At 66.1% G+C, this 16,861-nt stretch carries 16 protein-coding genes; 11 read left to right on the top strand and 5 right to left on the bottom strand.

Annotation, left to right across the window (positions count from 1 at the left end; translation table 11 throughout):
- Positions 1-109: 109 nt before the first annotated feature.
- A complete protein-coding gene (locus N2603_RS12645) occupies positions 110-1,432 on the bottom strand; it encodes a Spy/CpxP family protein refolding chaperone (protein WP_260389026.1) in 1,323 nt (440 codons plus the stop codon).
- A gap of 87 nt (positions 1,433-1,519) precedes the next feature.
- Entirely contained in the window at positions 1,520-2,944 is a 1,425-nt protein-coding gene (locus N2603_RS12640) for an FAD-binding oxidoreductase (protein ID WP_260389025.1), read from the bottom strand.
- A gap of 86 nt (positions 2,945-3,030) precedes the next feature.
- Between N2603_RS12640 and N2603_RS12635 the strand changes: the two genes are divergently transcribed.
- Positions 3,031-3,537, top strand: coding sequence for a thioesterase family protein (locus tag N2603_RS12635; RefSeq protein WP_260389024.1), 507 nt, complete (start codon positions 3,031-3,033; stop codon positions 3,535-3,537).
- Between the two features lie 16 nt (positions 3,538-3,553).
- Here N2603_RS12635 and N2603_RS12630 read toward each other — a convergent pair whose 3' ends face one another.
- Positions 3,554-3,727: a DUF1328 domain-containing protein gene (locus N2603_RS12630; protein ID WP_008556598.1), complete on the bottom strand. Its 174-nt coding sequence runs from the start codon at positions 3,725-3,727 to the stop codon at positions 3,554-3,556.
- 231 nt (positions 3,728-3,958) lie between these two features.
- Between N2603_RS12630 and N2603_RS12625 the strand changes: the two genes are divergently transcribed.
- The 8 genes from N2603_RS12625 to N2603_RS12590 all read left to right on the top strand — a co-directional run bounded on the left by N2603_RS12625 (position 3,959) and on the right by N2603_RS12590 (position 12,270).
- The gene (locus N2603_RS12625) at positions 3,959-6,580 is read left to right on the top strand and encodes an ATP-dependent helicase (protein WP_260389022.1); all 2,622 of its coding nucleotides are present in this window, start codon (positions 3,959-3,961) and stop codon (positions 6,578-6,580) included.
- An 8-nt stretch (positions 6,581-6,588) separates the two neighbouring features.
- Entirely contained in the window at positions 6,589-6,873 is a 285-nt protein-coding gene (locus N2603_RS12620; protein ID WP_260389021.1) for a type II toxin-antitoxin system HicB family antitoxin, read from the top strand.
- A gap of 88 nt (positions 6,874-6,961) precedes the next feature.
- The gene (locus N2603_RS12615; RefSeq protein ID WP_018640896.1) at positions 6,962-7,378 is read left to right on the top strand and encodes a hypothetical protein; all 417 of its coding nucleotides are present in this window, start codon (positions 6,962-6,964) and stop codon (positions 7,376-7,378) included.
- Positions 7,378-8,049, top strand: a complete 672-nt coding sequence (locus N2603_RS12610) for an OmpA family protein (RefSeq protein ID WP_260389020.1) — start codon at positions 7,378-7,380, stop codon at positions 8,047-8,049. The genes N2603_RS12615 and N2603_RS12610 overlap by 1 nt, the downstream gene beginning before the upstream one ends.
- Positions 8,050-8,222: 173 nt before the next feature.
- Positions 8,223-8,741, top strand: coding sequence for an Mpo1 family 2-hydroxy fatty acid dioxygenase (locus N2603_RS12605; RefSeq protein ID WP_018640898.1), 519 nt, complete (start codon positions 8,223-8,225; stop codon positions 8,739-8,741).
- Positions 8,742-8,770: 29 nt separating this feature from the next.
- On the top strand, positions 8,771-9,802 hold the full coding sequence (locus N2603_RS12600; protein WP_260389018.1) for an NAD-dependent epimerase/dehydratase family protein: 1,032 nt from the start codon (positions 8,771-8,773) through the stop codon (positions 9,800-9,802).
- Between the two features lie 27 nt (positions 9,803-9,829).
- Entirely contained in the window at positions 9,830-10,456 is a 627-nt protein-coding gene (locus N2603_RS12595; RefSeq protein ID WP_260389017.1) for a methyltransferase family protein, read from the top strand.
- A 509-nt stretch (positions 10,457-10,965) separates the two neighbouring features.
- A complete protein-coding gene (locus N2603_RS12590) occupies positions 10,966-12,270 on the top strand; it encodes a PQQ-dependent sugar dehydrogenase (protein ID WP_260389015.1) in 1,305 nt (434 codons plus the stop codon).
- Between the two features lie 263 nt (positions 12,271-12,533).
- Here the strand turns inward: N2603_RS12590 and N2603_RS12585 are convergent, their stop codons facing one another.
- Together N2603_RS12585 and N2603_RS12580 are read right to left on the bottom strand one after the other, a co-directional pair.
- Entirely contained in the window at positions 12,534-13,358 is an 825-nt protein-coding gene (locus N2603_RS12585; protein ID WP_260389014.1) for an aspartate dehydrogenase, read from the bottom strand.
- Between the two features lie 36 nt (positions 13,359-13,394).
- Positions 13,395-14,312 carry a LysR family transcriptional regulator gene (locus tag N2603_RS12580; RefSeq protein WP_260389013.1) on the bottom strand — a complete coding sequence of 306 codons (918 nt, stop codon included), beginning with the start codon at positions 14,310-14,312 and terminating at the stop codon, positions 13,395-13,397.
- A 155-nt stretch (positions 14,313-14,467) separates the two neighbouring features.
- On the opposite strand from N2603_RS12580, the gene N2603_RS12575 reads away from it, so the two are divergent.
- Together N2603_RS12575 and N2603_RS12570 are read left to right on the top strand one after the other, a co-directional pair.
- Complete coding sequence (locus tag N2603_RS12575; protein WP_260389012.1) at positions 14,468-15,766, top strand: MFS transporter; 1,299 nt, start codon at positions 14,468-14,470, stop codon at positions 15,764-15,766.
- A 21-nt stretch (positions 15,767-15,787) separates the two neighbouring features.
- Complete coding sequence (locus N2603_RS12570; RefSeq protein ID WP_260389011.1) at positions 15,788-16,861, top strand: tartrate dehydrogenase; 1,074 nt, start codon at positions 15,788-15,790, stop codon at positions 16,859-16,861.

Genomic DNA, 16,861 nt, shown 5'->3' with positions numbered 1-16,861 from the left:
CCATCCGCGGTCTTCGCGCCGTCATATTGCCGCGCTGCCGCCTCTCCCCAGCATAGAGAGGCCTGCCGAGATCGGCGAGGCGGATTTTTCCGTCACACTTGATACGCATTCAGGACGTCCGACGTGGGCCGATGGCCTCGAACTGCGCCTTCTGTTCGTCATTCAGCGTGGCGTAGAAATCCTCCAGCGCCGCGCGCACCGATTTGACGCCGTCGAGCATCACATCGAGCCGCTTGCGGACCGCGGCCATCCGCGCCGGCGGCGTCATCACCTCGCTCGGCTGGCAGGCCGCCTTGAGCGATGCGCTGACCTTGGCGCTGGTGTCCTGGAGCACCTGTAACGCGGCGCGCTGCGTGTCGTTGGGATGAAGCCGGGCCTCGATGTCGGTGCCGGGCCAGTCAATCGCAGCAGGCGCAGCGCAAGTCTGCACTAGCGATCCCCCACTGCCGTTGGACGCCGTCCCACGACGCTGATCTTCAGCCAGCGCATTGAAGCGCGCCTTCTGCTCGTCGGTGAGCGAGCCATAGAACCTATCGAGGGTAGGCTGAACGAGATCGACGGCTTTCACCATCGCCTCGACCCGCTGCTGCATCGCCGCCAGCCGGCCGGGTGCTGTCGCCGCGACCTGAGTCGGACAGGATGTGCGGATCAGCGCGGCAGCGTCGATCGAGGCACTGCCGAGTGCATCGAGACTGGCGCCTTGCGCCTCGGTCGGCTGCACCGCCGCGGCGATCTGGTCGATCGGCAGACCGACGATCTCGCGCCGGTCGCTTCCGCACAGCTGATCCAGCGCAACGCCGCGCGCTTGCCGCCGTCCCTGCGGGCGCTGCGGCAGATAGGCTGACAGACCATCATAGCCGTAGGGGCCGAAGAGGCCGGCATAGATGTCCGGATAGCCGTAGCCCCAGAAGCCGACACCGTCGCCCCAGATCGTGTAGTCGTAGAGATCGTTATAGGCGAACGGCCAGAACAACGGTCCGACCCAGCCGTAGCCGCCGCCCGCATGCTGCCACCATCCGCTGCTGGCGCCATGCCAGCCCGCGAGCGCGGCCGCCGCCGTGATCTGGGCGCGCGCCGCGGGGTTGCCGATCAGACGACCGTTGCGGAAGGCGCTGGAATGCACGTTGAGAGCGTTGCGGAAGTTCGCAGGGCGCACGGACGCATTACGGATCTGGCCGAAATTCGAGCCGTGCCGGGCGCCGGTTGCAAACCGCATCGCGCGATGATGGCCGCCACCATACGCATGCCCGAAGCCGTGGCCACGGAAATGGCCGCCGCCGTGATGGCCGCCGCCGTGATGGCCACCGCCATGCCCGCCGCCGTGACCACCGCCATGGCCGCCACCGTGACCGCCACCGCCCTTGCCCAGAGCCGTTCCCGCCAGCAGGCAGGCAATCGCCATCACGGCAATTCCAATGACCGGTCGCAACATCGCATCCTCCCGCAAGCCGCGCCATTGAGGCATCGGAAATTGTCGGGAATTGGAACCGCTCCGGCTGCCGAAAGTTCCCGGACTGCGTTACGCCTCCGGCACGATCTTGCCGGGGTTGAAGATGTTGAGCGGATCGAGCGCCTTTTTCAGCGCCCGCATCGCGTCCAGGGCCTCGGGGCCAAGCTCGGCCTTGAGGTATTTCTGCTTGCCCTGGCCGATGCCGTGCTCGCCGGTGCAGGTGCCGTCCATCGCCTGCGCACGCTCGACCAGGCGATGCATGAACTCCTCGCCGCGCGCCATCTCGCCGGCATCGTTGGTGTCGCAGACCAGAGAGCAGTGGAAATTGCCGTCACCGACATGGCCGACGATCGGCGACAACAAATTGAGGCGCTTGAGATCTTCCTCGGTCTCGCTGACGCAATCGGCAAGCCGCGAGATCGGCACGCAGACGTCGGTTGCAACCACGCCGATGCTGTCACCGGGGCGCAGCGCCTTCACCGACCAATAGGCGTCGTGCCGGGCTTGCCACAGCTTGGTGCGATCCTCCGGCTTGGTGGTCCAGGAGAATTCGCCGCCGCCGCAGTCCTTTGCGATCTCGCCGAACGCCTTGGACTGCTCGGCGACCTCGATCTCGCTGCCGTGGAATTCCATGAGGAGCAGCGGCGTCTCCGGCAGCGTCAGCTTCGAGTACGCGTTGCAGGCCTTCACCTGCGCGGCATTGAGCAGCTCGATGCGCGCGACGGGAATACCGGTCTGGATCGCCAGGATCACGGCCTGACAGGCTCCGTGCACGGTCTCAAACGACACCGCGCCGGCCGCAATCGTGTCAGGAATGCCGCGCAGGCGGATCGTCAGTTCCGAGATGATGCCGAGCGTGCCTTCGGCGCCGACGAACAGATGCGTCAGGTCGTAGCCCGCGGACGACTTCTTGGCGCGCGTGCCCGTCGTGATGATCTCGCCGTCGCCGCGCACCACCTTCAGCGCCAGCACGCTGTCGCGCATGGTGCCGTAGCGCACCGCGTTGGTGCCGGAGGCGCGGGTCGAGGCCATGCCGCCGAGCGAGGCATCCGCGCCGGGATCGATCGGGAAGAACAGGCCCTGGTCGCGCAGATGCTCGTTCAGCGCCTTGCGGGTGACGCCGGGCTGGATCACGCAGTCGAGATCCTCGGCATGCACCGCGAGCACCTTGTTCATGTCGCGCAGGTCGATCGAGATGCCGCCGGCGGGCGCGTTGACCTGGCCCTCCAGCGAGGTGCCGGTGCCGAAGGCGATCACGGGCACGCGGTTCTTCGCGCAGATCCGCACCACGTCCTGGATGTCGGCGGTCTCCTGCGCCATCACCACGCCGTCCGGCGGCTGGTTGACGATCCACGTGGTGGTATGGCCGTGCTGCTCGCGGACAGCCTGCGAGGTGACGAGGCGGTTGCCGAAGCGTGCGGCGAGCTGTTCCAGCGCGCTCGCGAGGGCTTTCGGCTCCGGCCGCGGCGGATTATTGGTGATGGTCGTACCCACGGAAATTCCTCCCGACAGAACAACCGTGGCAAAGGACATATAACCGGTCAAGTCAAGGGACCGGACGCATAGCTTGGGAAGGACACATGCCGGAGACTGCCGCCACGGCGCCCGACGCGGAGCCGTTCCGCTCCTCGATCATGCAGATCGAGCCGCAATGGATCGACTACAACGGCCATCTCAACATGGCCTATTACAACGTCATGTTCGACCGGGCGATCGACGAGTTCTGGCTCGAGCTCGGGATCGGTCCGATCTACAAGAAAGAGCGTCACGGCTCGACCTTCACCGCCGAATGCCATGTGCGCTATTTGCGCGAGATCCATCTCGGCGATCCCGTGCAGATCCTGGTGTGGCTGCTGGAAGCCGACGACAAGCGGCTGCACACCTTCGAGGAGATGAGGCACGGCACCGAGGGCTGGCTGTCGGCGACCTCGGAGAACATGTCGCTGCACATGGACATGAAGGCGCGGCGCGTTGCGCCGTTTCCGCCCGACATCCAGCAGCGCATTGCTGGGGTCGCCAAGTCCCACAGCGCCCTGACGCGACCCGAGGGCATCGGCAGGAATGTGGCGATGCCCTCGAAGCGGTAGTGCATGATCCGGCGCGCTATATCCTGTTGCGGCCGCGCGCCAAGCCGACCACGGCCGAGACCAGGAACAGGACGACCGCGATGAAGAAGATGATCTTGGCGATCTCGATCGAGGCGCCGGCGATGCCGCCGAAGCCCAGGATGCCGGCGATCAGTGCGATAACCAGAAACGTCACAACCCAGCCTAGCATGGTCAAACCCTCGTCTTGATGTCTCTCGGCACGGCTGGCCGCGCCACCTGCCCAGACAATCTCGACGCGGGAACGAGGTTCCGGGACGCATAACGGCGAAATTCGCACCTCGCGCAGGAACAAATCGGCCGGCCGCGTACGTGGAAAACCTCGCACCGGCGCCCCATATAGGCACCAATCCCTGTTAAGAAGGCTCCCTCCCGTCACCCCGCGGTGCCATCGTGGGGCCAAATGATTCGCATGACCGAGCCGAGCAAGATCACCAGCGTTCCCGACCACCAGCCCGCAGCCGGCGGCATCGCCGCGCGCGCGCGCGCCTCGGTGGGCCCGAAATATTTGTCCGGGCTCAATCCGGAGCAGCGCGAGGCGGTGGAGACGCTGGACGGCCCGGTGCTGGTGCTGGCCGGCGCCGGCACCGGCAAGACGCGCGTGCTGACCACGCGCATCGCCCATATCCTGAGCCAGGGCCGCGCCCGCCCCGCCGAGATCCTGTCGGTGACCTTCACCAACAAGGCCGCGCGCGAGATGAAGCACCGGCTCGGCCAGATGCTCGGCCACGCCGTGGAGGGCATGCCGTGGCTCGGCACCTTCCACTCCATCGGCGGCCGCATCCTGCGCTTCCATGCCGAGCTGGCGCAGCTCAAATCGAACTTCACCGTGCTCGACGTCGACGACCAGGTGCGGCTGCTCAAGCAGCTGCTGCAGGCCGAGAACATCGACGACAAGCGCTGGCCGGCGCGCATGCTGGCCGGCCTGATCGACGGCTGGAAGAACCGCGGCCTGATGCCCTCGCAGGTGCCCTCGGGCGAAGCCGCGATGTTCGCCAACGGCAAGGGCGGCAAGCTCTATGCGAGCTATCAGGAGCGGCTGAAGATTTTGAACGCCGCCGATTTCGGCGATCTCCTGCTGGAGAACATCCGCATCTTCCGCGAGCACCCGGATATCCTCAGGCAGTATCAGCAGCGCTTCAAGTTCATCCTGGTCGACGAGTACCAGGACACGAACGTCGCGCAATATCTGTGGCTGCGGCTGCTGTCGCAGGCGCCGTCAAAGCCCGCTGCGCAAGCCGTCATTCCGGAGCGCGTCGAAGACGCGAACTACGACGCGCAATTGCGCGTCGGAGAATCCGGAGATGAGTCCTCAGCTCGAGATTCCGGGTCTGCGCCTTCGGCGCATCCCGGAATGACGGAGCGGGCGGCACTGGCGGCTGCTCCTGCAGCCCCCACCAAAAACATCTGCTGCGTCGGCGACGACGACCAGTCGATCTATGGCTGGCGCGGCGCCGAGGTCGACAACATCCTGCGCTTCGAGCACGATTTTCCGGGCGCCAAGGTGATCCGCCTCGAGCGCAACTACCGCTCGACCGGCCACATCCTCGCCGCCGCCTCGCACCTGATCGCGCACAATGAGGGCCGGCTCGGCAAGACGCTGCGCACCGAGGACGTCGAAGGCGAGAAGGTCACCGTCACGGGCTCCTGGGATTCGGAAGAGGAAGCCCGCGGCATCGGCGAGGAGATCGAGCAGATCCAGCGCCAGGGCGAGAAGCTCAACGAGATCGCCATTCTCGTGCGTGCCTCCTACCAGATGCGCGAGTTCGAAGACCGTTTCGTCACGCTCGGCCTGCCCTATCGCGTGATCGGCGGCCCGCGCTTCTACGAGCGCGCCGAAATCCGCGACGCGCTGGCCTATCTGCGCGTCATCAATTCGCCCGCGGACGACCTCGCCTTCGAACGCATCGTCAATACGCCGAAGCGCGGCCTCGGCGATGCCACCGTGCAGATGCTGCACGACCACGCCCGCAAGCGCCGCATTCCCCTGTTCGAGGCGGCGCGCGCGGTGGTCGAGACCGACGAGCTGAAGCCGAAGGCGCGTGGGTCCTTGCGCGACCTCGTCGCCCAGTTCGACCGCTGGCGCGCCCAGCGCGAGGTCACCGCGCACACTGACCTGGCCCAGATCGTGCTCGACGAGAGCGGCTACACCGAGATGTGGCAGAAGGACCGCTCGGCGGACGCTGCGGGCCGGCTGGAGAACCTGAAGGAGCTCGTGCGCTCGATGGAGGAGTTCGAAAACCTGCAAGGGTTTTTGGAGCACATCTCGCTGGTGATGGACCGCGACGGCGGCGCCGAGGAGGACGCGGTGTCGCTGATGACGCTGCATTCGGCCAAGGGCCTCGAATTCGACAACGTGTTCCTGCCCGGCTGGGAGGAAGGCCTGTTTCCGAGCCAGCGCACGCTGGACGAACAGGGCCGCGCGGGCCTCGAGGAAGAGCGCCGGCTCGGCCATGTCGGCCTGACCCGCGCGCGCCGCCGCGCCATGATCTATTTCGCGACCAACCGGCGCATCCATGGCACCTGGTCGACCACGATCCCCTCGCGCTTCCTCGACGAACTGCCGGCGGCCAATGTCGAGATCACGGAATCCAAGGGCGGCTCGGCCTGGGGCGGCACCGGCGGCTACGGCGCCTCGCGCTTCGACGACATGGAAGCGTTCGGCTCCAGCTACACGACGCCGGGCTGGCAGCGGGCGCAAGCCAACCGTAACCGCGGCGGTGGCCGCAATAGCGGCGGCAGAAGCGGCGGCTTCGAGGAAGAAGCCGCGACGTTCTCGTCCTCCTCGTCATCCGGACCGGATTTCGGCAGCTTCTCCTCGCGCCGCCGCGGTCCCCTGACCATCGAGGGCGAGCTGGTCGCCAAATCCACAGGAACGACCTCGGAATTTTCGCTCTCCGACCGCGTCTTCCACCAGAAATTCGGCTACGGCCGCGTCACCAAGATCGACGGCAACAAGCTCACCATCGCCTTCGACAAGGCCGGCGAGAAGAAGGTCGTGGACAGCTTTGTGCAGCGGGCGTGAGGCCCGGTATGGCCCACTACGTCGCCATCATCGAGGACGCCGGCCCGGACGACGTCAGCTTGTGGTTTCCGGATCTGCCCGGCTGCATCTCCGGCGGCGACGACGTCGATGAGGCCCTGGAGAATGCGCCCGAGGCGCTCGCATTCTATGCTCAGGAGTTGACGGAGGATGGCCGCCAGCTTCCCCCGCCGAGGACGCTGGAGGAGCTCAAGGCCGACCCTGAATTGGCCGACGACCTCAGGAACCACACGGCCGTCCTGATCGAATGGCCGCCCCTCGCCGATCCCGAGTGAGGACTGTTCGCCGCACTTGCCGGACTCTCGACAGTTCTCCCCCGAACAGCCCTTGACCCCCGCGAACTTCCCCGTATCAGATAAACCCATGGTCCGGGGCTCCATCACATTGATCGTGCTGGCATTGGTTATGCCGTCGCTTGCGGCGGCGGAAACCATGAGCTTTGGCGATTCGATCGGGAAGCTGGCAGCGAGCTGCGGCGCGGAAATCGTCGCCAATTGCCGCGGCGTCAATCCGGACTCGACCCGGCTGAAGGAGTGCCTGTCGCGCAACCGCGACGTGCTCTCGCCGCAGTGCCAGAGCGACTATCTCGGCGTCTTCGACGCGATCCAGAAGCGCGTCGCCGCGCGCGTCACGGTGGCGAACGCCTGTCAGCGCGAGATCGTCAAGGTCTGCGGCGGCTCGACCAAGGAGACCAGCAAGTCGATCCCCTGCCTGGTCTCGACGCCCAAGGGCATCAGCAACAACTGCCTGAAGGCCGTCGACGATGCGGGGTATCGCTGATGCGTGCCAAGGGGTTTTCCAGCGTCGGACTATGCGTCGCGCTCGGTCTCGTCTTGCTTGCGGGCGCCGCAAGCGCACAGACGGCGGCGCCGACCCGCGACGACATCGTCGGCAAGCTGAACCATTTCGAAGAGGCCGGCGAGGTCGATCTTCCCGCCTTGAAGCAGCAGGTGATGGAGCGCGCCAAGGCCAGGATCAAGAACGATCCGGGTCCGGTGAACCGGCCGCCGATCGCGCCCGATCTCGCCAAGCTGTCCGCCTTCAACGCGCAGATCCAGTTCGATGCCGACACGCCGATCATCCAGCCGGCGTCCTACCAGACCGTCGGCCGCATCGCGGACGCGCTGGTTCACTCCTCGCTGCTGCCCTACACCTTCCTGATCGTCGGCCACGTCGAATCCAATTCGAAGACGCGCGAGGCCAACGCGATCCTGAGCCAGCGTCGCGCCGATGCGATCCGCGACGTGCTGGTGAACACGTTCAAGATCTCGACCAAACGACTGCATCCGATCGGGCTCGGCGAGGAGCAGTTTCTCGACCGGGCCAAGCCGACCTCGGCCGTCAACGGCCAGTTGCAAATCCTGACCTATGCGAAGGTGCCCGAGGACGCCCCCGCGCATCCGGCTGCGGCACCTGCGCCTGCGGCGAAAAAGCCCGCCAAGAAGCGGTAAGCAGACGCTCCCAGGCGTCCGACGGAACCCTTTGAAGTCCTGACCGTTTTGTGATCTGTCGCACAGCGCGACGGTATGGTCTTGCGCGACAATAGTGCCGGTTTGTGCACTGCTCTATCAGGTGCTATAGGCTCTGTTCGTCCTTCCCCGACCCCGTTCTGCATGAGACCAAGATGGGTGGCTTTTTTCAACGCCAACTTGCCGTTTATGTCGAGTACCATCGCGATCCCCGGAACACGGCGATGCATGTGGTGGGCATCCTCCTGCTGTTCACCGGCGCGGTGATGCCGCTGACGCTGGTGAAGGTCCCGCTGTTCGGGTCCGAGGTCAGCCTGGCGGTGATCCTGGCCCTGCCGGTCCTGATCTATTGGCTGCTGCTCGATCTGGCGCTCGGGGCCGGCATTCTGGCGGTCTCCATCGTGCTGTTCTCGATCGCGTCGACCATTGCGGCGCAAGTCAGCACCGTGACGATGTGGGCGATTTTTGCCGCCCTGGTCGCGCTCGGCTTCGCCGCGCAGGCCATCGGCCACAAGGTTTTTGAGGGGCGCGAGGCCTCGCTGTTCACGTTTCCCTCGCATCTTTTGCTGGGACCGATGTTTGTCATGGCAAAATTATTCATTGCACTGGGCTTCCGTCGCGACCTTGCCGCGATTCTGGCGCCTCTTCCGACCAATTCCCTTTCAACCCGATAGCTCCAGAAGCGAAACAGCAAACCTTCTTCATGGCTCTCGTACTGGTTACCGGTGGCAGCGGTTTCATCGGACATCATCTCGTAGAATCGCTCCGCGCCCGTGGGCAGCGGGTGCGCGTTCTCGATGTTCGTCCGCCGGCCGCGCCGAACGCCGACGTCGACTATGTTCATGGCTCGGTGCTGGACTGCGCCGCGGTCGATACCGCGCTGTCCGGCGTCGATCAGGTGTATCATCTCGCCGGTCTGCCCGGCATGTGGGTCGCCAACAAGCAGGACTTCCACGACGTGAATTGCCGCGGCACCGAGGTCGTGCTGGCGGCCGCGATGAAGCACGGCGTGTCGCGCTTCCTGCACTGCTCGACGGAATCGATCCTGTTCCCCTATACCGACCTCAAAGGCGCTCCGGCCGAAGAGGCGCTGCAGCCGGCCGAGGCGATGCCGGGCGCCTATACACGGTCGAAGTCGCTCGCCGAGCATCATGCCGCCAAGGCTGCGGCCGAGGGCTTTCCGCTGGTGATCGGCACGCCGACCATGCCGATCGGGGCCGCCGACCACAATCTGACGCCGCCGACGGCGATGCTCTGGTACTTCCTGCAGAAGAAGGTGCAGCCGCATCTCAACTTCCTGGTCAATCTGGTCGACGTCCGCGACGTCGCCATGGGCCTCGTGCTGACCATGGAGCGCGGCCGCATCGGCCAGCGCTACATCCTCGGCGGCGACTGCGTGCCGCTGGGCAATATCCTGCGGATGATGTCGGCGATGAGCGGCCGCCGCCAGTTCCCGGTCGTCGTGCCCGGCAAGATCGCCGAGCTCTCCGGCATCATGCTCGAATATTTGTCCGACAACTTCACGCGCCGGCCGCCCAACGGCACCGCCGAGGGCGTGCGCATCGCGCTTGCCGCGAGCGATCTTTCGATCGGCAAGGCCCGTAACGAGCTCGGCTATTCGCCGCGCCCGATCGAGCCGGTCCTGCGCGAAACCATCACCCATCTGCTCGCCCGCAACGGCCAGCAGCCCTCCGGCGCCATCGAGCATCACGCGCTGTCCTCGCGCGCGGGCTGAAGCCGCCGCCCAACGCAAAGAACCTTCATGTCCTTCGATTTCAGCAAGCTTCTCTCTGTCGCCTGGGGTGGCTGGACCACGGCCTGGCCGACCGAACTCCTGGCCCTGATCTGGCTCGCCTTTCTCCTCAGCTGGGTCGGCGCCTCGTTCTGGCAGGGCCGGACCAAGAAGCAGGTCATGACGTTGGAGTCGCAGCGCTACAGCCTGCCGATCCTGGTCGGCGGCATCCTGTACACGCCGTTTGTTGCGGAGCTCCTGGGCTGGAAGCCGCTCTGGGTGCCCGGCAATACCGGTGTCACCGTCGCCGCGATCCTCTCGATCGCCGGCATCGCTTTCGCCTGGTGGGGCCGGCTGCATCTCGGAAAGTTCTGGTCCAACACCATCACCCACAAGGAAGACCATCGCGTCATCGACACCGGCCCCTACGGCATCGTGCGCCATCCGATCTACACCGGCTTGATCTTCGGCATGCTCGTCACCGGCATCGCAATCGGCCTGGTCACGACGATCCTCGGCGCGATCCTGATCTCGCTCGGCATGTGGCAGAAGGGCCGGATGGAAGAGGTGTTCCTGTCGAAGGAGCTCGGCGAGGACGCCTACGGCGCCTATTGCCGCCGCGTGCCGATGATCATTCCGTTCACCTCGCCGCGGTGAGCGTGTAGCAGCGCTCGTAGCCCGCATGAGCGCAGCGACATGCGGGACCAGTCGCCCCGGATATCGCTTCGCTCATCCGGGCCACGGCAGTCTCCATACGGCTACGCAGCGTTGCTGCTAATCCCGTCATCCCCGCGCAATGGCGAAGCCATTGTCGCTGGAGGCGCGAGGTTTGCGATGCGCATGCATCGCGAGCCGAGCCTCGAAGGATGCACGGCCGAGATGCAGCCGGGCCGCTCATCCTTCGAGGCTCGCAAGAGCTCGCACCTCAGGATGACGGTGATGGAGCTTGCCATGCAAATTCGGCTTGCTGCCATTTGCGCCATAAACGGCCCGAAGCGGGCCCACATAGGTTGACCTTTTTACCGCCAGCCAGTTGGATGCGCGCGCAACGAGGCACGACGACATTCTATCGTGGATCTGGAGAGGTCGACGATCAGGCCTGAGCCCGCGCGGGGTTTTGGGCGATCCGCCGTGGACGGTGCCTCAGAGTTCGACAGGGGCTTCTCATGACCTTTTCCAGCATCTTCGCGCAGTTCGTTGCCCTCCTCGGCGGCATCGCGCTGCAATGGCGCAAGCTCTCGGGCACCGAGCCGCCGCCCGCCTGGGGCCAGACGCCCGCCATTCCCGAAGCCAAGCCGCAGGGCGCGATCCCGACGCTGAAGATGCCGACCGCGCGCGGCTGGAACGAGGGCCAGAAGCCGACCGTCGCGCCCGGGCTCAAGGTCAATGCGTTCGCAACCGGCCTCGACCATCCGCGCTGGATCGAGGTGCTACCCAACGGCGACGTCCTGATTGCGGAGGCAACCCAGATCGCAGGTGCTCCGCGCAGCGTGTTTCACTACGCGATGCAGGCGACGATGCGACGCGCCGCCGCACTCGGCGTCTCCGCCAACCGCATCACGCTCTTGCGCGACAAGGACGGTGACGGCGTCGCCGAAGTGCGTGGCGCCTTCATGGAGAATCTCAACCAGCCGTTCGGCATGGCGCTGGTCGGCGACATTTTCTACGTCGGCAACACCGACGGCGTGATGGCCTTTCCTTACGTCGCCAATGCCGACCGCATCACTGCGCCGGGCAAGCGGCTGACCACCTTCAAGCCGGCCGGGCACTGGACGCGCAGCCTGCTCGCGAGCCCCGACGGCAAGAAGCTCTATGCCGGTGTCGGCTCGCTCAGCAACATCGCCGAGATGGGCATGGAGGTTGAGCAAGGCCGCGCCGCGGTCTACGAGCTCGATCTCGCCGCCGGCACGCATCGCATTTTTGGCGCGGGCTTGCGCAACCCGGTCGGTCTTGCCTGGGAGCCGAACACAGGCGTGCTCTGGACCGTCGTCAACGAGCGCGACGGGCTCGGCGACGAGACGCCGCCCGACTATCTCACCTCGGTGCGCGACGGCGGCTTCTACGGCTGGCCCTATTGCTACTGGGGCAAGACGGTCGACGACCGCGTGCCGCAGGATCCGGCGATGGTCGCCAAGGCGATTCAACCGGACTATGCGCTGGGCGGCCACACCGCCTCGCTCGGCCTGTGCTGGATGCCGGCGGGCACCCTGCCCGGCTTCCCCGATGGCATGGTGATCGGCCAGCACGGCTCGTGGAATCGCAGCAAGCTGTCCGGCTACAAGCTGGTGTTCATCCCGTTCGAGAACGGCAAGCCCTCCGGCCCCGGTCGCGACATCCTGTCGGGCTTCCTGTCCCCGGACGAGAAGGAATCCTACGGCCGCCCGGTCGGCGTCGTGATCGGCCCCGACAAGAAGTCGCTGCTGATGGCCGACGACGTCGGCAACGTGATCTGGCGCGTGACGGGCGCGTGAGACGAAATATGTGGAGATAGGCGCCACGGCGATCGCATATTCGTTCCGTCATCCCCGCGCGAGCGCATAGCGCTCGTCGCTGGAGGTGCGAGACACGTGGCGCAACGCGCCACGTGGGGAGCCTCGAAGGATGAACGGCCGCGATGCAGCCGGGCCGTCATCCTTCGAGGCTTGCTCTGCGGCGCATCTGCGCCGCAAAGCAAGCGCCTCAGGATGACGGTGATAGAGCGCACCGCCGTACAGGCAAATTAAGCCTCAACCCATCACGTCCCCACACACAACGTGGCGCGCTGCTTGCGCAGCAGCGCGATCACGGACAGTGCGGTGATCAGTCCGGTCTTGGGATTCTCGGACGGGATGTTCTCGATCGACATCGAGAAGCGCGCCGAATCCGCCTCGACCTCGACGCGATGAACGTTGCGCGTCACGGTCGGGTCGGCCCAAACCTGCATCCGGGTGCGATCGGGGCCGATGCCCGCCAGCGACAGCGCGACGGCGACGTTGACGTTCGCCGGAAAGCCCTTCGCCGCCTCGCGCGCGCTGCCCTCGAACAGTTTCAGCGGCTCGCGCAGATTGTCGATGTCGATGCTGTTCTGGACAATGAAGGGCGCGCCCTTCAGTCCGTCGATCGGCTTGCGCGTCACCATCTTCACCGAATGGATGGTGCCGACCGCGGCGGCGTTGACGGCATCGAGGCCGATCAGCGCGCCGGTCGGCACGATGATGCGGCCGCCATTGGCGCGGGCGAGATCGACCAGATCGAAATTGTCGAGCAGCCCGCCGATGCTGACCACGACCGCGGCCCTGCCGCGCTTCACCGCGGGCTCGACAATCGCACGCAATTGGCTGCTCGGCGCGCATTCGACCACGATGTCGGCGGCGTCGCCGAGCCGGTCGAGCGGCAGGATTTTCGGCGAGCGACGCAGGCCGTTGATGAAGGCCTGATGCTTGGCAGGATCGCGCACGGCCACCGCCGAGAGCGACAGGCCCTCGATGCCCTGATCGAGCGCGGCCGCAACCTTGGTGCCGATCGAGCCCAGGCCCGCGATGGCCACCCGCAATTCGCTCGAAGCTTTCTGATCCGTCATCGCATCACCTTCTGTCCAGGCCGATGTCATAGCCTCTCAAGCCTCCCGCGCATAGCTGCGTAGGCGCGCCTCCAGCACGGCCAGCATGGCATCGCGGGCCGGATCGCGCGAGCCGCGCAGCCAGGCGGCGGCGAGCGGCAGCCGGCCGACCGGGCCGCCCTGCTTCGGCCGAAGCGGCACGAAGCGCACGCCCGAGACCGCCATTCGCGTGGTCCAGCGCGGCACGATGGCGACGCCGAGCTTCGCTGCGACCAGGTTGATGATGGTCTGCTTCTCGTCGGCGACCTGCACGATGCGCGGCGTGCGGCCGGCCTGCTCGAACAGCTTGATGGTGAGGTCGTGGCTGTGCGGCCGCGAGCGGCGGTCCGGCACCAACATCGCCTCGTCGGCGATCTGCGCCAGCGTGATCGACTTTCGCTCGGCCAGCGCATGCCGCTGCGGGAACGCCACGATGGCGGTCTCCTGGAGCAGGTCGCGGAATTCGAGACGCTTGTCCGCACTGTCGGGCGGGCGGACGAAGGCGAGATCGAGCGCGCCGGTCAAAATCTTCGGCAGCAGCCGGACCGTCTTGTCCTCGAGCAGCTGCACCGCGATGTCGGGATGCTTGTCGCGGAAGTCGCGCAGCAGCGGCGGCAGGAGCCCGGCCGCCGCGCTGTCGATGGCGCCGATCCGCAGCCGCCGCGCGGCCCCCGCACGCGAGCGGTTGCGTAAGTTGTTCTCGACCGCCTCGACCTTGGCGAGGATGGCGCGGGCATCGCGCAGCAGCGTGGTACCATCCTCGGTGAGCGACACCGCGCGCGTGGTTCGCGCAAACAGCCGTGTGCCGAGATCCTCCTCCAGCAGCCTGATCTGGCGGCCGAGCGCGGAGGGCAGCATCTGGAGCTGCTGCGCCGCATGGCCGAAATGTAGTTGTTCGGCTGCCGCCACGAAGCATCGAAGCTGATGCAATTCCATTCCGGATCCTCTCGTCTCGCCTGGCGAGGATTATATCATTTTTTTGTATAAACTAGCGCCGATTGAGTCCCTCGGCTTCCCCCGCCTAGGCTTGTTGCAGGCAGGGCCCCTTGGGTCCGCCGACACAACAACAAGCCGGAACCGAGGAGGCCAGGGTGGCGAGCGAGATTCAGACGCGCGTGCTGCGCAAGATCACTTGGCGCATCGTTCCCTTCATCATGCTGCTGTACTTCGTGGCCTTCATCGATCGCGTCAATATCGGCTTCGCCTCGCTGACGATGAACAAGGACATCGGTCTGTCACCCGCGGTCTACGGCTTCGGCGCCGGCATCTTCTTCTGGGGCTATTTCCTGTTCGAGGTGCCCTCCAACATCATCCTGCACAAGATCGGCGCGCGGATCTGGATCGCGCGGGTGATGATCACCTGGGGCCTGGTCTCGGCCGCGATGGCGTTCGTGCAAGGGCCGACCAGCTTCTACATCCTGCGCTTCCTGCTCGGCGTTGCGGAGGCCGGCTTCTTTCCCGGCATCATCCTCTACCTCTCCTACTGGTTCCCGGCGCGGCAGCGCGCCGCGGTGACCGCGCTGTTCATGGCGGCGGCGCCGCTCTCGACGGTGCTGGGCTCGCCGATCTCGGGCGCGCTGCTGGAGATGGACGGACTGCTCGGCTTCAGGGGTTGGCAATGGCTGTTCGTGCTGGAGGCGCTGCCGGCCGTGCTGCTCGGCTTCGTCGTGCTCGGCTTCCTCACCGACCGCCCGGAGAAAGCGAAATGGCTCACTGATGACGAGCGCCGCTGGCTGGTCGAGACCATGAATGTCGAGACCACCAGCAAGGCCGCGACCGCGAGCCACAGCATCTGGCGGGGCCTCGCCGATCCGCGCGTGCTGGCGCTGTCGCTGATCTATTTCGGCACCTCGGCCGGCCTCTACACGCTCGGCGTCTGGGCGCCGCAGATCATCAAGCAGTTCGGCCTGTCCTCGCTCCAGGTCGGCTTCCTCAATGCGCTGCCGGCGACCGCCGCCGTCGTCGCCATGATCCTGTGGGCGCGGCATTCGGACCGCACCGGCGAGCGCACCTGGCACGTCGTGTGGGCCTGCCTGATCGCGGCAGCCGGGCTCGCCTATGCTGGCCTTGCGACCGGCGTCGTCGCCGTGCTGGTTGCGCTCGCGCTCGTCAACATCGGCATCTCCTCGGCAAAACCGCCGCTGTGGAGCATGCCGACGTTGTTCCTGTCCGGCCCTGCGGCCGCGGCCGGGATCGCCACCATCAACTCGATCGGCAATCTCGGCGGCTTCGTCGGCCCCGCCATGATCGGCTGGATCAAGGACCAGACCGGCAGCTTTGTCGGCGGTCTCTATTTCGTCAGTGGCCTGCTCGTTCTCTCCGCCGTCCTGACCCTGCTATTGTCGCGCGCGAAAACCGCGCCCGTCGAACCCGTCCCGCAATCCCACTGATCTCTCAAACGGAGCCTTCCCATGCGCACCCATTCGATCGCAGCCATTCCCGCCGACGGCATCGGCCCCGAGGTGATCTCGGCCGGCGTCCGCGTGCTGGAGGCTCTGGCAAAACGCAGCGGCGATCTCGCCTTCAACGTCAAGACATTCGATTGGGGCTCGGACTATTACAAGAAGCACGGCGTGATGATGCCGGCGGACGGCCTCACTGAGCTGAAGAAGTTCGACGCGATCTATTTCGGCGCGGTCGGCGCGCCTGATGTCCCCGACCACATCACGCTGTGGGGCCTGCGCCTGCCGATCTGCCAGGGCTTTGACCAATACGCCAATGTGCGGCCGACCAAGATTTTGCCCGGCGTCGCCTCGCCGCTGCGCAATGTCGGCGTCGGCGATCTCGACTGGGTGATCGTGCGCGAGAACTCGGAAGGCGAATATGCCGGCATGGGCGGCCGCGCTCACAAGGGCCTGCCTGAGGAGGTCGGCACCGAGGTTGCGGTGTTCACCCGCGTCGGCGTCACCCGCATCATGCGCTATGCGTTCCAGCTCGCGCAGTCGCGGCCGCGCAAATTCCTGACCGTCGTGACCAAGTCGAACGCGCAGCGCCATGGCATGGTGATGTGGGACGAGATCGCAGCCGAGGTCGCCGGCGAATTCCCCGACGTGACCTGGGACAAGATGCTGGTCGACGCCATGACGGTGCGGATGACGCTGCATCCGAAGAGCCTCGACACCATCGTCGCCACCAACCTGCACGCCGACATCCTCTCCGATCTCGCCGGCGCGCTGGCCGGCAGCCTCGGCGTGGCGCCGACCGGCAACATCGATCCGCAGCGCCGCTTCCCCTCGATGTTCGAGCCGATCCACGGCTCGGCCTTCGACATCACCGGCAAGGGCATCGCCAATCCGGTCGCGACGTTCTGGACCGGCGCGCAGATGCTCGAGCATCTCGGCGAGAAGGATGCGGCCAGCCGATTGATGGCGGCAGTCGAGCGCGTCTGCGCGGCCGGCGTGCTGACGCCCGACGTCGGCGGCAAGGCGACGACGAAGGACGTGACGGATGCCGTAGTCGATGCGATCCACGGCTCGAACGTCTAG

It is taken from the genome of Bradyrhizobium huanghuaihaiense (assembly GCF_025200885.1).
Classification (GTDB): Bacteria; Pseudomonadota; Alphaproteobacteria; order Rhizobiales; family Xanthobacteraceae; genus Bradyrhizobium; species Bradyrhizobium huanghuaihaiense.
Note: the sequence above shows the minus strand (reverse complement) of the source record. Positions and strands in the feature narration are given on the sequence as shown.

Coding starts and splice junctions, on each gene's coding strand:
- N2603_RS12645 (WP_260389026.1), bottom strand. CDS start 1,432: ATGTTGCGACCGGTCATTGGAATTGCCGTGATGGCGATTGCCTGCCTG.
- N2603_RS12635 (WP_260389024.1), top strand. CDS start 3,031: ATGCCGGAGACTGCCGCCACGGCGCCCGACGCGGAGCCGTTCCGCTCC.
- N2603_RS12630 (WP_008556598.1), bottom strand. CDS start 3,727: ATGCTAGGCTGGGTTGTGACGTTTCTGGTTATCGCACTGATCGCCGGC.
- N2603_RS12625 (WP_260389022.1), top strand. CDS start 3,959: ATGATTCGCATGACCGAGCCGAGCAAGATCACCAGCGTTCCCGACCAC.
- N2603_RS12620 (WP_260389021.1), top strand. CDS start 6,589: ATGGCCCACTACGTCGCCATCATCGAGGACGCCGGCCCGGACGACGTC.
- N2603_RS12615 (WP_018640896.1), top strand. CDS start 6,962: ATGGTCCGGGGCTCCATCACATTGATCGTGCTGGCATTGGTTATGCCG.
- N2603_RS12610 (WP_260389020.1), top strand. CDS start 7,378: ATGCGTGCCAAGGGGTTTTCCAGCGTCGGACTATGCGTCGCGCTCGGT.
- N2603_RS12605 (WP_018640898.1), top strand. CDS start 8,223: ATGGGTGGCTTTTTTCAACGCCAACTTGCCGTTTATGTCGAGTACCAT.
- N2603_RS12600 (WP_260389018.1), top strand. CDS start 8,771: ATGGCTCTCGTACTGGTTACCGGTGGCAGCGGTTTCATCGGACATCAT.
- N2603_RS12595 (WP_260389017.1), top strand. CDS start 9,830: ATGTCCTTCGATTTCAGCAAGCTTCTCTCTGTCGCCTGGGGTGGCTGG.
- N2603_RS12590 (WP_260389015.1), top strand. CDS start 10,966: ATGACCTTTTCCAGCATCTTCGCGCAGTTCGTTGCCCTCCTCGGCGGC.
- N2603_RS12585 (WP_260389014.1), bottom strand. CDS start 13,358: ATGACGGATCAGAAAGCTTCGAGCGAATTGCGGGTGGCCATCGCGGGC.
- N2603_RS12580 (WP_260389013.1), bottom strand. CDS start 14,312: ATGGAATTGCATCAGCTTCGATGCTTCGTGGCGGCAGCCGAACAACTA.
- N2603_RS12570 (WP_260389011.1), top strand. CDS start 15,788: ATGCGCACCCATTCGATCGCAGCCATTCCCGCCGACGGCATCGGCCCC.